The organism is Flavobacterium calami, assembly GCF_038290035.1.
GTDB lineage: Bacteria > Bacteroidota > Bacteroidia > Flavobacteriales > Flavobacteriaceae > Flavobacterium > Flavobacterium calami.
Window position 1 is genome coordinate 178,207 of sequence record NZ_JBBYHS010000007.1, and the last position, 15,144, is coordinate 193,350.

The following is a 15,144-nucleotide window of genomic DNA, read 5'->3' on the forward strand; positions in this document are numbered from 1 at the left end:
GAACAGTTTTCAATCATTAAAACACTGGTAAATAAATACAGGTGTTTTTTTTTGACAGAATGCCATATAAAATTTTAGTTTGCATGAACTGGTTCAGCTTTTGCCATTCCTTTAAAAATTACTATTTTTGCACTCTAAATTTTATGTCATGCCGAAAAGAAAATATAAAATAGCCGTTATTCAGTTAAACCTAAATGACGTTGCCGAAAATAATCTTAAAAAATGCATCAGTTGGGTAAAAGATGCCGCTGCTAAAGGTGCAGAAGTTATTCTTTTGCCAGAATTATATAGCAGCCATTATTTTTGCCAAAGCGAAGATGTAGAAAATTTTGCACTGGCAGAACCACTTTACAGCACTTCATTCATAGCTTTTAGCGAACTGGCAAAAGAATTAGGAGTAGTGATTATTGTTCCTTTCTTCGAAAAAAGAATGGCCGGTATTTATCACAATAGCGCCTACATTATTGATACTGATGGAACTGAAGCCGGTTTATACCGTAAAATGCACATTCCTGATGATCCGCATTTTTATGAAAAATTCTATTTTACCCCGGGCGATCTAGGTTTTCAGGCAATCGAAACCAAAAAAGGCACTATAGGTACACTTATCTGTTGGGATCAATGGTATCCGGAAGCAGCCCGTATTACAGCCTTAAAAGGTGCCGAAGTATTATTCTACCCTACAGCGATTGGATGGCATCCAAAAGAAAAAGAACAATACGGTGAAAATCAATATGGGGCATGGATGAACGTAATGAAAGGACACGCTGTTGCAAACGGGGTGTTCGTAGCAGCAGCAAACCGAATTGGTTTAGAAAAATATATTGAAGGAACTGAAGGAATTCAGTTTTGGGGAGCATCATTTATTGCTGGACCTCAGGGTGAAATTTTAGCTCAGGCTTCACACGATCAGGAAGAAATTTTAATTGCAGAAGTTGATCTGGATTTACAGGAGAATGTACGTCAGAACTGGCCATTTTTCAGAGACAGAAGAATTGATGCTTTTGGAGATATTACAAAAAGAGCAATTGATTAGATTTAATTGAATTTCTTATAAAACAAAAAGGCTGTTTCAGATATCTGAAACAGCCTTTTTTAGTATTTTTTATCTTTTTAGTTGACCTTGAAAGCAACTCTTCTTACGATTTGACGCGCCTCTTTTGAGTCTTTATTTACAGTAGTGTCTTCACCGTTAGCAATCACATTAAGTCTTGAAGCATCAATTCCTGCATTTACAGCGATATTTTTCACAGCTTCAGCTCTTTTTCTTGACAAGTCAACATTGTAGGATGAACTTCCAATTTCATCAGCATATCCAACTACATCTGCAGTTTTATTTGGATTATTTTTCAAATATTTTACCAAAAAGTCAATACCTGACAAAGAAGCATTTGTTGGTTTTGAAGAGTTAAAATCAAAATATACATTTACATAACCATCGTTAATCAATTGTTCTACAGTAGTATTAGTATCAATTGCACCACTTTTTTGACCGTATGTTTTTTCTAAGTAACTTTCTAATTCATCAGGTACTCCATTTTGGTTATTATCAATTGATTGTCCTTTTGTATTTACCGCTACACCAGCAATAGAATTTGGTTCCAAATCATACAAATCAGCCACACCATCTTTATCTGAATCTAAAAGACCCGTTTCTACTAATCCTAGTCTTCGTTCTAAGTCATCATATCTGTCTTCTTCTCCAACCCAATCAGCATGTGTTTTATTTTTACCCAGATAAAAAGTAAGTCCAATCGAAGTGTTTACAAGAAAACCGTCTAGAGGACGACCCTCAGGAGCAAACCCCATACCATCAAAGTTGAAGTTTTGCAGAGTATTAACAATTCCTGACACATCTGCAGTTAATGCTACTCTGTTTCCTAATCTTACCTGGCCTGTAATCCCCAATATTCCATGAAGAATATAATCTTCACCATCTAAGCCATTTTTACTACTTAATTGTGAAGCACCGGCACCTCCATGAACCAATATACCAAAAGTATTTGTCCAAGTTTCAAAATTCAAAGCCCTGCCTAAATTAATTACACCCTGAAGACTGGTTCTTATTATCCTGCTTTCAAACTCTGGAGTATTATCACGTTCAGTGAACTGATCATATCCAAAATCAAGTTTTAATCCAAACTTAGGGTTAAACATATATCTTGCCCCCAAATCAGCATGAAAAGGATTGAAAGATTCTGTTGAATAACCTGATGTAAAGTTTCTCATAGGTGTGTTAAAACCACCATTTAATTCGATAGACCATTTGTTATAAGCAGAATTATCTATAGAAGGTTCAGTAGAAACTACTGTTGCATTTTGCGCATTTACTGCAAATGACAACAATAAAAATGTTAAGGAAGCTAATTTTTTTTTCATGATATCTAAGTGTTTTAAATTTACATTTTGGTTTAAAAAATTATGAGTGTAAAAAAACTCATAACAAACTTATGTTAATGATTTAGTAAAAGCTTTCTATTCATTTTATATTATTTTATATAATTCCCATAAAATGGGTATTATTTAAGAATAAAATGAATTTTAAGACTTTTCTATTAAAACAACTTGGGGCGATATATTTTTAAATTACTTGCTAAATCTTATAATAAAAAGGAATAATTAATTGAAAAACTATAACAATATTTATTTTCTAAAAAATAAAATTAATATTTTTTTTTGCGAATACTATTTTTTGTAAAAAAATCATCTTTAACCAAATGAAATCTTAGTAAAAAAGACTAATGAGATAATTATTTACAACTTTATTGGCACTAAGATACTTTTTTTTAAATTATTTTCAGAATTTAAAGCAACTTTCTTTTCTTTTTTTTTAATCCTAAACGAATGATTATCTTTGTGACTTTAAAATTTTAGATACTTTTATGACACCAAATAATAGAAGATTCCCCGCTGAGTGGGAAAAACAACAAGGAATCGTGTTATGTTTTCCTCATAACGGAAACGACTGGCCTGGAAAATATGAAGCTGTCCAATGGGCTTTTGTTGAATTCATAAAAAAGGTGGCCACTTTTGAAACTGTTTTTTTGGTTATAGCTGATGAAAAATTAAAAGAAAAAGTTACCGATATGCTTGAAAGAGCTCGTGTAAACATTAAAAACATTTCCTTTATCGTTCATAAAACCAATAGAAGCTGGATGAGAGATTCTGGACCAATTATTGTAAAAAACGGATCGAAAAGAGAAGCATTAAACTTTAATTTTAACGGCTGGGCAAAATATAAAAATTATCAACTGGATAAATTTGTACCTGGCAAAATAGCTGATCATATAGATGTCCCTTTGACACAGGTTATGTACAAAGGAAAACCAGTTATAGTAGAAGGCGGCGCAATTGATGTTAACGGAAAAGGAACATTGCTGACTTCTGAAGAATGTCTGATGCACCCTACAATTCAGGTTAGGAATCACGGTTTTACCAAAGAAGATTATGAAGCCGTTTTTAAAGAATACCTTGGAGTTACTAATGTTATCTGGCTCGGGGACGGAATTGAAGGAGACGACACTCATGGACACATTGATGATTTGTGCCGATTTGTAAATGAAGATACTATTGTAACTATAGTTGAAACCAATAAAAACGATTCAAATTACAAACCATTGCAGGACAATTTAAAACGTCTTCAAAACGCTAAATTAGAAGATGGAAAATCACCTACAATTGTGGCCCTGCCAATGCCAAAACGTGTTGATTTTGAAGATTTACGTTTACCTGCAAGTTATGCCAATTTCCTAATCCTTAATAATTGTGTTTTAGTACCTACATTCAATGACAGCAACGATCGTGTCGCTTTGAATATTTTAGCAGAATGCTTCCCGGACAGAGAAGTAATTGGTATAAGCTGTATTGATTTTATTTGGGGGTTTGGAACTTTACATTGTTTGAGCCAGCAGATTCCTGCATAAAAAATATTGTCCACCGATTAAAGGGTTTCATAACTTTACAAAATTATTTTTAACCTTTCTAATCATCCGGCAAAATCATAAAAAAACCTTGTTAGATTACTCTTAACAAGGTTTTTTTATTAATACGTATTGAGATGATCTTTATTTTCTCTTCATTGTCTGATGAATGGAGGTAAAAGCTGACTTGCAACTTCTCCAAAACCGATACGAACTTCATTATTTTCACAAAATCCTCTCATGATAACTGTATCATTATCTTCAATGAACTTACGCTCACTTCCGTTTTTTAATTTTAAAGGATTTTTTCCTCCCCAGGTTAATTCCAGCATCGATCCAAAACTATCCGGAGTTGGTCCTGAAATAGTACCTGAACCCATCATATCACCCGAATTTACACGACATCCGTTTGAAGTATGATGTGCCAGTTGCTGGCTCATCGACCAATAAAGATATTTAAAATTCGATCTCGAAACAATTGTTTCTTCCTGATCTTCTGTCTGAATTGAAACTTCAAGATGAATATCAAACGCTTTTTTTCCTTTTGTCTGTAAATAAGGAAGCGGTGTTGGATCCTGCTTTGGTCCTTTTGTTCTAAAAGGTTCCAGTGCATCCATAGTTACAATCCATGGAGAGATTGATGTAGCAAAGTTTTTTGCCAAAAATGGCCCAAGCGGTACATATTCCCATTTTTGAATATCTCGTGCACTCCAGTCGTTCAGTAAAACCATTCCGAAAATATAATCTTCTGCTTCGTAAGTTGAAATATTTTCCCCCATTACATTAACATCAGTTGTAATAAAAGCAGTTTCTAATTCGAAATCAACTAAACGTGACGGTCCAAAAACAGGATATTTTTCACCTGCCGGTAAAATCTGTCCCATTGGTCTGTGTACCGGAATCCCGGACGGAACAATTGTAGAACTTCTCCCATGATATCCTACCGGAATGTGTAACCAGTTTGGCAGTAAAGCATTTTCGGGGTCACGAAACATTTTACCAACATTTGTAGCATGTTCTTTACTCGAATAAAAATCAGTATAATCACCAATTAAAACCGGTAACTGCATCTCTACATCTTCAATCTTAAAAATAACAACATCACGGTCTTTTACTGAATCCCTAAGTTGAGGATTGGTTTCGTCAAAAATATCAGCAATACGGTTTCGTACAAGACGCCATGTTTTTTTTCCGTCAGAAATAAAATCATTAAGCGTATCCTGCATAAACATATCATCAGTTAAATCTATCCCCTCAAAATAGTTTAATTGTTGTAAAGCACCTAAATCTATAGCATAATCGCCAATTCTAGTTCCTACAGTCACGACATTTTCTTTGGTAAGAAATACACCGAAAGGAATATTTTGAATAGGGAAGTCGCTATGCTCTGGTACTTCTAACCATGATTTTCTTTTAGTATCGTTGGCGGTTATTGGCATGTTGAATGTTAATTATTTGTTGAAAAAATCTATGTCAAATATATCATAATCTAACAGTTTCACAAACGTTTTTTTGTATTTTTGCAGGAAATTAACGAAAAACGAAAAAATGCAACGCGACGAACAAATTTTTGACCTTATACTAGAGGAACAAGACAGACAAATTCACGGATTAGAGCTAATTGCTTCAGAAAACTTTGTAAGTGATCAGGTAATAGAAGCTGCCGGTTCAGTATTAACGAATAAATATGCAGAAGGATACCCTGGCAAAAGATATTATGGCGGGTGCGAAGTAGTTGACGTTATTGAGCAGATTGCAATTGACAGAGCTAAAGAATTATTTGGAGCTGAATATGCAAACGTACAGCCTCACTCAGGCTCTCAGGCAAATGCTTCTGTTTTTCATGCTTGTTTACAACCTGGAGATAAAATTTTAGGATTCGATTTATCACATGGTGGTCACTTAACTCACGGTTCTCCTGTAAACTTTTCAGGACGAGTTTACAATCCTGTATTTTATGGTGTAGACAAAGAAACTGGAAAATTAAATTACGATAAAATTCAGGAAATTGCCACTAAAGAACAACCAAAATTAATCATCGCAGGAGCTTCTGCTTATTCTCGTGATATGGATTTTGAACGTTTCAGAGTAATTGCTGACAGCGTTGGTGCAATTTTAATGGCTGATATTTCTCACCCTGCGGGTTTAATTGCAAAAGGATTATTGAATGACCCAATTCCACATTGCCATATCGTAACTACTACAACTCACAAAACATTACGCGGACCAAGAGGTGGTTTGATTTTGATGGGGAAAGATTTTCCAAATCCTTGGGGACTAACTACTCCAAAAGGAGAAATCAGAATGATGTCTGCTTTATTAGATTTAGCTGTTTTTCCAGGAAACCAAGGAGGACCTTTAATGCACATTATCGCTGCTAAAGCTGTAGCATTTGGCGAAGCACTTAAAGACGAATTCTTTACTTATGCAATGCAATTACAAAAAAATGCAAATGCAATGGCAGATGCTTTCGTAAAAAGAGGCTACAACATTATCTCTGGCGGAACTGACAACCACATGATGCTAATTGACTTAAGAAACAAAGGAATTTCAGGTAAAGATGCTGAAAATGCATTAGTAAAAGCTGAAATTACTGTAAATAAAAACATGGTTCCTTTTGATGACAAATCACCATTTGTAACTTCAGGAATCCGTGTTGGAACAGCTGCAATCACTACTCGTGGTTTAGTTGAAAAAGATATGGAAACTATTGTAGCTTTAATTGACAAAGTTCTTGTTGATCATACCAATGAAGCACTTATCGAAGAAGTAGCTAACGAAGTAAATGAAATGATGAGCGAAAGACCAATTTTCGTATACTAAAATTAGTCCTAAAGTCTTAAAGTCGAAGGTCGAAAGTCTTTAAATGGAATGTAAAATTCTATTTTAGTTTTGATCTTCGACTTTTTTGACTTTATAACTTTCGACTTTCTAACTTTAAGACTTAAAAACATGGGCGTACTAAGATTACAATTGCCAACTGACCCAAGATGGGTAAATATTGTTGAGAAAAACATAGAGGAAATCCTGACTGATCATGCATGGTGTGAGCAAAAAGCCGCTACTAACGCCATTACCATTATCACAAACAACCCGGAACATCAGGATTTGGTGCAGGATTTACTGGCTTTAGTCAAAGAAGAAATCGATCATTTCGAGCAGGTTCATAATATTATCATCAAAAGGGGATTAAAATTAGGGCGTGAGCGTAAAGATGACTATGTGAATGAACTATACCAGTATATGAAGAAAAGCGGAGACGGCAGCCGTGTTTCTGGTCTTGTTGAAAGATTATTGTTTTCGGCAATGATTGAAGCCAGAAGCTGCGAACGTTTTAAAGTGCTTTCTGAAAATATTCAGGATGAAGAACTGGCCGTTTTTTACAGAGAATTAATGGAAAGTGAGGCTGGACATTATACTACTTTCATCACATACGCGCGTAAATACGGAACCGGAATTGATGTTGAAAAACGCTGGAGAGAATGGCTGGCTTTTGAGGAATCCATCATTACAAATTATGGCAAAGGCGAAACGATTCACGGATAATTTTATTTCTGCTATTCTTCTAAAATAAATAATTAGAACTGACCCTTTAATTTTATACAATTTTTAATACTTTTTAAGTTATAGACTTTTAAATTGCAGTAAAATTAAAGTCAATTATGATTATGGATAAAATAAAAATACTTTGGGTCGATGATGAAATCGATCTTTTAAAACCACATATATTATTTCTGGAGAAAAAAAATTATTCGGTAACTACCTGTAATAACGGCCTTGATGCTATTGCCCTTTTTGAAGAAGAAAATTTTGATATCGTTTTTTTAGATGAAAATATGCCGGGAATGAGCGGCCTTGAAACGCTTTCGGAAATGAAAGAAAAAAAATCCGCCACTCCAATGATTATGATTACCAAAAGTGAGGAAGAATATATCATGGAAGAAGCAATCGGATCTAAAATTGCCGACTATCTGATAAAACCGGTAAATCCGAATCAGATTCTTTTAAGTTTAAAGAAAAACCTGGATCATTCAAGATTAATTTCCGAAAAAACTACTTTAGATTATCAGAAGGAATTCAGAAAAATTTCCATGGAATTGGCTATGGTAAATTCTTATGAAGACTGGGTCGAATTATACAAAAAACTTTTATTCTGGGAATTAGAGCTTGAAAATATCAATGATCAGGCTATGATTGAAATCCTTGAATCACAAAAAGTTGAAGCCAACTCACAATTTGGAAAATATATTGAACGAAATTACGAAGACTGGTTTGCTCCAAAAGCAGACAAACCTGTTCAGTCTCATAATTTATTTAAAGAACTTGTTGTTCCCGAAATTAAAAAGAAAGACAAACCTATATTATTTGTTGTAATTGACAATCTACGTTACGATCAGTGGAAATCTTTTGAAACTGTAATTTCCAATTATTATAAATTAGAAAAAGAAGTTCCTTATTTCTCCATACTTCCAACAGCTACACAATATGCTAGAAATGCTATCTTCTCAGGATTATTGCCTGTAGAAATGGAAAAACAGTTTCCCGAATATTGGAAAAATGATGTGGAAGACGGAGGGAAGAACCTTTATGAAGCCGAATTCCTTAGTGCTCAATTGAAACGCCTGGGATTGAATATCAAAGAAGATTACTTCAAAATCACCAATTATGCAGGTGGTAAAAAGCTGGCAGAAAATTTCAAAGCGCTAAAAGGCAATGACCTTGTAACTGTCGTGTACAATTTTGTTGACATGTTATCGCATGCCAAAACCGAAATGGAAGTAGTAAAAGAACTTGCTTCAGATGATAAAGCTTATCGCTCCCTTACTCTAAGCTGGTTCAAAAACTCCCCATTACTTGAAATTATTCAACAGGCACAACTTTTAGGTTTCAAATTAATCCTGACTACTGACCACGGGACTATAAATGTAAAAAACCCATCGAAGGTGGTTGGAGACAAAAACACAAGTCTTAATTTACGATACAAAACCGGTCGTAGCTTGACTTACGAACAAAAAGATGTCTATGTTGTAAAAGAGCCCAAAACCATTGGTTTGCCAGCTATAAATATGAGCAGCTCGTTTATTTTTGCAAAAAATGATTTGTTTTTAGCATACGTAAACAATTACAATCACTATGTAAGTTATTACAAAAACACCTATCAACACGGCGGAATTTCACTTGAAGAAATGATTATTCCGTTTTTGGTGTTTAACCCAAAATAAAGAACATTTCAGTCCTGATTTCCGTATTTGATTTCGGGACTGATTTTTAAATTAAAGAAACACAAACAATGAATATCGTTTTTTCATTAGATCAGATTCAGGAAACAGCCGAACAAATTATTGCTCAAAACCCTAAAAAAATTATTCTTTTTAATGGAGAAATGGGGGTCGGAAAAACTACTTTAATAAAACACTTGTGTAAAGTTTTAGGAGTTGAAGACGCAACAAGCAGTCCTACTTTTTCTTTAGTCAATGAATATTACGCTTCTAATAATCAAATCGTTTATCATTTTGATTTTTACCGGTTAAATAAAGAAACTGAAGCCCTGGATATGGGCGTTGACGACTATTTGTATTCCGGTAACTGGTGTTTTATTGAATGGCCTGAAAAAATCGCCAATTTACTTCCTGAAGAAACTTCTACAATTACAATTGAACTTTTAAATGACGGACAAAGAAAACTGGAGTTGCTATAAACCTCTGAACCCCTATTGAACAGTTCTTATAAATCTCTGTAAAAATATACCTCACTATTAGCAGAATTTATACATTGATTTTAAAACTTTTTACGTAATTTGTACTCTTAATTATTTCGTATACCCCATGTCAATAACTTTAACTCCATTTACGAAACAACAACTATTGCCACAAGAGGAAAAACTTGAAATTGGCCGATTTAAAAGAGAGCTTTTCATAGGAATCCCAAAAGAAACAAGCTATCAGGAACGTCGTATTTGCCTGACTCCCGACGCAGTAAACTCTCTGACATACGAAGGTCACCGCGTTATGATAGAATCAGGGGCTGGAGAAAGTTCGAGTTATACAGACAAGGAATATAGTGATGCCGGAGCAGAAGTTACCAAAGACACTAAGAGGGTTTTTGGCTGTCCTTTATTGCTAAAGGTTGAACCCCCTACTCTGTCTGAAATTGAGATGATTAGCCCGGAAACAACCATTATATCTGCTATCCAGTTAAAAACCAAAAAGAAAGCTTATTTTGAAGCTTTGGCTCAGAAAAAAATCACTGCTCTGGCTTTTGAATATATTAAAGATGAGGATGGCTCCTATCCTGCCGTAAAATCATTAAGTGAAATTGCAGGCACAGCATCGATTCTTATTGCTGCCGAACTAATGATTACTGATGAATTTGGAAAAGGACTTTTGTTCGGTAATATTACGGGCGTACCTCCTACCGAAGTCGTAATTTTAGGCGCAGGAACAGTTGGTGAGTTCGCTGCCAAAACCGCAATTGGTCTGGGTGCAAACGTTAAGGTTTTTGACAATTCGATTACAAAGCTTCGTCGATTACAGAACAATCTTAGTCAAAGGATTTTTACTTCAACCATTCAGCAGAAAGCATTATTGAAAGCACTAAGACGTTGTGATGTTGCAATTGGAGCCATGCGCGGAAAAGAACGCTGCCCAATTGTGGTAACAGAGACTATGGTGGAGCACATGAAAAAAGGCGCTGTTATTGTTGATGTCAGCATTGATACTGGCGGTTGTTTTGAAAGTTCTGAAGTAACCACTCACGAAAAACCTACCTTCATAAAAAACAATGTTTTACACTATTGTGTTCCAAATATTCCTTCCCGTTATTCTAAAACCGCTTCACTTTCTATAAGTAATATCCTGACGCCATACCTTCATCAAATAGCCGAAGATGGCGGACTGGAAAGTGCCATTAGATGCAATAAAGGCTTAAAAAACGGTATTTATCTTTATCACGGAATTTTAACCAACAAAGCTATTGGCGAATGGTTTGATTTACCAGATAACGATATTAATTTACTTGTTTTCTAAAGTAACTTTAGCGTACCTTTGCAAAAAAATTAATTCATGAAATTCGTACATCGTTTTGCTTATTATTTGGTTGGTTTAGTTATGGGGTGCTTTGTTGTGGCGCTTGTTTTTAGTGGAAAAGATACCCGCTGTAATTACTTTCCGAATGCGAGGGTTTTGAATAGTTTGAGAACCAAACCTTTTCAGTATTCCGAAAAAGCTGTCCAGACTCTGAACGAAAAATGGATTGATACTGCTGATATCAAAAATACACTCCAATTTGGTGATGTAGATTTTGACCAAAGCAACATCCCTTATAAAAAAGGGAAATTATACGTTATTGAAGGTAAAACGGTAAAAAATCAGGCAATTATTCTTAAAGTAACCAATTACGAAAACAAAGCTGTTTTAGAAGAAATCATTAAAAAATAATGCTTTTATAAGTTGATGAAAAGGATAGCAAAAAAAATGCTATCCTTTTTTTATGTCTAAAAATGATTTAATCGTTTATTAAAAAAATCTAAAGTTTAGTCAAAAGTTTTAACTAAAAAAGGGCTTCGACTCCGCTCAGCCTGACACATGTTTGTTATTATGAAAACTGAGTTCCTAGCCCTGATGGAAACGGCATCCTTTTGTAGCGGGGTTCGCTACAAAAGATATAGTGGACAGCAGGAATAAGCTCCTAATTCTCCAACTAATCTATTTTATTCAAAATTTATTAAAACAAAAAAAAGGTTCAACTCTTCAGCTGAACCCTTCTTCGAATTATTTTTTCACTTGTTTTTTATAATATCTTTGATATTTAGGATAAGTTATAGCACCTATTACTGAAATTCCAGCTAATGAATAATATATCCAGTCCAGAGATTTTGCCTCCCCGCTGGCGTAGGAGTGCAACCCTACCAAGTGGAAATTTACTCCATAATAAGTAAACAAAATCGATACAAAAGCAAACATACTCATTAAGTTAAAGAACCATTTTCCTCTTAATGCAGGAACAAAACGAGCGTGAATTACAAAAGCATAAATCATTATTGAGATTAAAGCCCAAGTCTCTTTTGGATCCCATCCCCAATAACGTCCCCAGCTTTCGTTGGCCCACTGCCCTCCAAGGAAGTTTCCTATCGTCAACATAATCAAACCAATTGTCAATGCCATTTCGTTGATATATGTGATTTCCTTTATATTCAAATCCATTTTAGCTTTGTTTTTTTCATTAGTAAAGAAAATTAATAACAATGAAACGAAACCTAAAATAAATCCTAATGCAGTCGGTCCGTAACTACCTACAATTACTGCTACGTGAATCATTAACCAATAGGAGTTCAAAACAGGCTGCAGATTAGCAATTTCCGGATCGATCCAGTTCATGTAAGCAGCCATTAAAATCATAGCTGTGACAAAAGCTGATGATGCAACTGTTAATTTAGATTTTCGGTCAAAAGCCAATCCAAAGAACATGGTTGACCATGCTACATAAATAATCGATTCGTAAGCATTACTCCATGGTGCATGTCCTGAAATATACCAGCGGGCAATCAAGCCAAGTGTATGTAAACCGAATAAAATTCCGATGATAATATGAAAACCATTAATAGTAATTCGAAGCCATTTCTTTTCAAAGAAGATGTTTATAATCGTAAAAATAAACATCAAAATAGAAGCCATAATGTACCAATAAGGTAATTTCTTAAATACATCATACTTATTGTATGCGATTTCAGCATCTATTTTTTCTTCGCTTGGGCGAACTTTGGCTCCAAATTTCTTTTGGAAACCATTAATACTTTCTACTAAATCATCAGCAGATTTAAAATCTTTAGAAATAGCACCATTGTTTAGGGCATTAAAATAAAGCGGCAGAATCTGCTTGGTATAAGTTGCTTCCATTCCTTTTAAACCCGCATGATCCAATTCCATATATGAAATCCACTTATCTCCAGGATGATTTGGAACCGGAAATATTTTTAAAATACTTCCCATTAAAGCAGACTCCATCAGATTCACTTTTTTATCTGTTTCAATAAAATCTTTTTCAAACTGATTTGGGTTTGCTGCTTTGTAGGCGGCATCTAAATAAGGAGACAATTTGTAATTTCCGTTTTCATCAAAAAACTTTACGAAAGGTGCTTTTTGAGCATCCTTTTCTACCCCAATAATTTTTCTGATACTATCGTTTCCTGCTCTTAAATGAATAATAGGAACCTGAATCCAAACCTGACCATATTGTGTCATCGACAAAAATACCTGATCAGAATTCATTCCGTTGTATTTATCATCATGACTTACTTTACGAAGCAATTCAGAAGAAAAAGTATTTATAGGCTTCATTCTTCCTCCTGCATCCTGAATAATCAAACGTCCGAATTTAGCTGCATGAGCTTCCGGAGCTTTGTAAATATTCAGCAATGAATCTATTTGCTTTTGGCTTGGAGGACGTGTAACATGATTTGCATGATCATTAGGATCTTCGTCATGTGTATGAGTGTGAGTGTGCTTGTGTCCGGGAGTGTGAACATGAGGTTCTTGTGCAAAACCGTTAAAACTTAGCATTAAAACTAAAATAGTAATCAATTTTGTTTTTTTCTCTTTTACTTTTTCAAGTTTACGTTTTAAATCACCAAAACGAGAATTTTTGGTAAACATGATGGCCATTAAACCCAAGTAAAGCATAAAATATCCTAAATATGTGATATTAGTTCCCCAGAAATCATGATTTACAGACAGGATTGTCCCTTTTTCATCCGGATCAAACCCTGATTGAAAAAAACGATATCCTTTATAATCTAAAACGTGGTTCATATAAATTCTGGCATCAAAAGTTTCGGATGAATCCTGAACCGTTACTTTACTTTCAAAAGAAGCATAACTATTCTCTGTACCAGGATATTTAGTAGCTATAAAATCATTTAGCTTAATTTTAAAAGGTGCAATATAAGCCTTACTACCGTAAAATAAACTGTATTCAACTTTTCCAATTTTAACGGTTTGTGGCTCTCCTACACTTCCTTTAGACCCAAAAAGTCTTACTTCTTTTTCCTGACCATCAGCTTTAACTTTCACGATTAATGCATCTTTATGAGATTTAGCTTTGAAGTCATTATTCGATTCATAATCTACAATTCCTCTTACTGCAGGATCAGGAAATACAATTCGGATATCACCAATACTGTATAGAGAACGCATCATCAAAGGCTGTACATTATCTTTTGTTACTTTTCCCTGAAATTTATCAGCCATTCGCATGAACTGTCCTTCAAAAGGCGTCTGAATGGTATATTTTTCACCAGTAGTATTGATGTTTATTGCTCCATCAGTTGGTTTATTCAAAGCAAACAAAACATTGTGGATATTTTGAACTTCTCCTTCTTTCAGGAAATGCTCTTCACGCCCACCGGCTCCGGCTTCAACTAATTTAATGTATAAAGTCCCTTTTGGATCGGGTTTAATGATTTCCTTCGCACCCATTATGTAATTCACATAAGTAACTTCAAAAGGAGTTTCATCAAATTTACCTGAAAGAGTAAAATCATTATTGGTAACCGGAGAAAACAAAAGATTTTTCTCAAAAGTCCTGCGTTTCATTTCTCCTTTATATTCTCCATCTGCAAAAACACTCAAATAAGTTTTTTCAGAAAGAATTTGGTTTTCTGAATTACCTTCACGAATTGGCATTACGCCTTCGTAACTAATATAGCGGGTTATAAATGCTCCTAAAAGAATGAAAATAAATGCAATATGAAGTAACAGAGTTGCCCATTTTTCTTTTTTCAATAATTGATAACGTTTGATATTACCGAAGAAATTAATCATAAAAAACACCATTATTGCCTCGAACCACCAGGTGTTATAAATTAAAATGCGGGCTGTATCTGTATTGTATTTACTTTCGATAAAGGTTCCAATACCCATTGCGAGTGCAAATGTTAAAAAAAGAACGGCCATTAATCTTGTAGAAAACAAAAAAGAGAATATTTTTTTATCCATTTTGAAGGAATTACTGTGTGTAAAAGTGGCACAAAAGTACTTAAAATTGTTGAGTTGTATTATTTGTCTTTTGTTAATTAAAACAAAAAAAAGACATTCGTTTTAAATGAATTCTCAATGTTATCTTACAATATTTGAAATATGTTAAAATCACAACTTTTTGCTGCCCTTTTTACGATGACTCAGTACTAAAATGATTTTAATCTGTAAAACCTGAAGCTATCACTTAAAAA

At 34.3% G+C, this 15,144-nt stretch carries 11 protein-coding genes; 8 read left to right on the forward strand and 3 right to left on the reverse strand.

From position 1 onward, the window contains the following. Positions 1–148: 148 nt before the first annotated feature. On the forward strand, positions 149–1,036 hold the full coding sequence (locus AAEO57_RS08135) for a carbon-nitrogen hydrolase (RefSeq protein WP_341691426.1): 888 nt from the start codon (positions 149–151) through the stop codon (positions 1,034–1,036). A 77-nt stretch (positions 1,037–1,113) separates the two neighbouring features. Here the strand turns inward: AAEO57_RS08135 and AAEO57_RS08140 are convergent, their stop codons facing one another. After that, positions 1,114–2,379: an OmpA family protein gene (locus AAEO57_RS08140; RefSeq protein ID WP_341691428.1), complete on the reverse strand. Its 1,266-nt coding sequence runs from the start codon at positions 2,377–2,379 to the stop codon at positions 1,114–1,116. A 503-nt stretch (positions 2,380–2,882) separates the two neighbouring features. Here AAEO57_RS08140 and AAEO57_RS08145 point away from each other — a divergent pair. Next, on the forward strand, positions 2,883–3,923 hold the full coding sequence (locus tag AAEO57_RS08145) for an agmatine deiminase family protein (RefSeq protein ID WP_341691430.1): 1,041 nt from the start codon (positions 2,883–2,885) through the stop codon (positions 3,921–3,923). Between the two features lie 152 nt (positions 3,924–4,075). Here AAEO57_RS08145 and fahA read toward each other — a convergent pair whose 3' ends face one another. Beyond that, positions 4,076–5,359, reverse strand: coding sequence for a fumarylacetoacetase (gene fahA / locus AAEO57_RS08150; RefSeq protein ID WP_341691432.1), 1,284 nt, complete (start codon positions 5,357–5,359; stop codon positions 4,076–4,078). Positions 5,360–5,468: 109 nt separating this feature from the next. On the opposite strand from fahA, the gene glyA reads away from it, so the two are divergent. The 6 genes from glyA to AAEO57_RS08180 all read left to right on the forward strand — a co-directional run bounded on the left by glyA (position 5,469) and on the right by AAEO57_RS08180 (position 11,356). Next, positions 5,469–6,743, forward strand: coding sequence for a serine hydroxymethyltransferase (gene glyA, locus AAEO57_RS08155; RefSeq protein ID WP_341691434.1), 1,275 nt, complete (start codon positions 5,469–5,471; stop codon positions 6,741–6,743). A gap of 129 nt (positions 6,744–6,872) precedes the next feature. After that, positions 6,873–7,466 (forward strand): MiaE family protein, encoded by a 594-nt coding sequence (locus AAEO57_RS08160; protein WP_163398764.1) that lies wholly within the window; start codon positions 6,873–6,875, stop codon positions 7,464–7,466. A 122-nt stretch (positions 7,467–7,588) separates the two neighbouring features. After that, entirely contained in the window at positions 7,589–9,142 is a 1,554-nt protein-coding gene (gene porX, locus AAEO57_RS08165; RefSeq protein WP_341691440.1) for a T9SS response regulator signal transducer PorX, read from the forward strand. A gap of 68 nt (positions 9,143–9,210) precedes the next feature. Continuing rightward, entirely contained in the window at positions 9,211–9,618 is a 408-nt protein-coding gene (gene tsaE, locus AAEO57_RS08170) for a tRNA (adenosine(37)-N6)-threonylcarbamoyltransferase complex ATPase subunit type 1 TsaE (protein ID WP_341691442.1), read from the forward strand. A gap of 127 nt (positions 9,619–9,745) precedes the next feature. Beyond that, a complete protein-coding gene (locus tag AAEO57_RS08175; RefSeq protein ID WP_341691444.1) occupies positions 9,746–10,945 on the forward strand; it encodes an alanine dehydrogenase in 1,200 nt (399 codons plus the stop codon). Between the two features lie 36 nt (positions 10,946–10,981). Beyond that, positions 10,982–11,356, forward strand: a complete 375-nt coding sequence (locus tag AAEO57_RS08180) for a DUF4258 domain-containing protein (RefSeq protein WP_341691446.1) — start codon at positions 10,982–10,984, stop codon at positions 11,354–11,356. 333 nt (positions 11,357–11,689) lie between these two features. On the opposite strand, the gene AAEO57_RS08185 is transcribed toward AAEO57_RS08180, so the two are convergent. Further along, positions 11,690–14,911, reverse strand: a complete 3,222-nt coding sequence (locus tag AAEO57_RS08185) for a cytochrome c biogenesis protein CcsA (RefSeq protein WP_341691448.1) — start codon at positions 14,909–14,911, stop codon at positions 11,690–11,692. Between the last annotated feature and the right edge of the window lie 233 nt (positions 14,912–15,144).

What these genes read in the sequence shown, in the direction of transcription:
- AAEO57_RS08145 (WP_341691430.1), top strand. Translation starts at nt 2,883, where the DNA reads ATGACACCAAATAATAGAAGATTCCCCGCTGAGTGGGAAAAACAACAA.
- porX (WP_341691440.1), top strand. Translation starts at nt 7,589, where the DNA reads ATGGATAAAATAAAAATACTTTGGGTCGATGATGAAATCGATCTTTTA.
- AAEO57_RS08180 (WP_341691446.1), top strand. Translation starts at nt 10,982, where the DNA reads ATGAAATTCGTACATCGTTTTGCTTATTATTTGGTTGGTTTAGTTATG.
- AAEO57_RS08175 (WP_341691444.1), top strand. Translation starts at nt 9,746, where the DNA reads ATGTCAATAACTTTAACTCCATTTACGAAACAACAACTATTGCCACAA.
- AAEO57_RS08135 (WP_341691426.1), top strand. Translation starts at nt 149, where the DNA reads ATGCCGAAAAGAAAATATAAAATAGCCGTTATTCAGTTAAACCTAAAT.
- AAEO57_RS08140 (WP_341691428.1), bottom strand. Translation starts at nt 2,379, where the DNA reads ATGAAAAAAAAATTAGCTTCCTTAACATTTTTATTGTTGTCATTTGCA.
- AAEO57_RS08185 (WP_341691448.1), bottom strand. Translation starts at nt 14,911, where the DNA reads ATGGATAAAAAAATATTCTCTTTTTTGTTTTCTACAAGATTAATGGCC.
- glyA (WP_341691434.1), top strand. Translation starts at nt 5,469, where the DNA reads ATGCAACGCGACGAACAAATTTTTGACCTTATACTAGAGGAACAAGAC.
- AAEO57_RS08160 (WP_163398764.1), top strand. Translation starts at nt 6,873, where the DNA reads ATGGGCGTACTAAGATTACAATTGCCAACTGACCCAAGATGGGTAAAT.
- tsaE (WP_341691442.1), top strand. Translation starts at nt 9,211, where the DNA reads ATGAATATCGTTTTTTCATTAGATCAGATTCAGGAAACAGCCGAACAA.
- fahA (WP_341691432.1), bottom strand. Translation starts at nt 5,359, where the DNA reads ATGCCAATAACCGCCAACGATACTAAAAGAAAATCATGGTTAGAAGTA.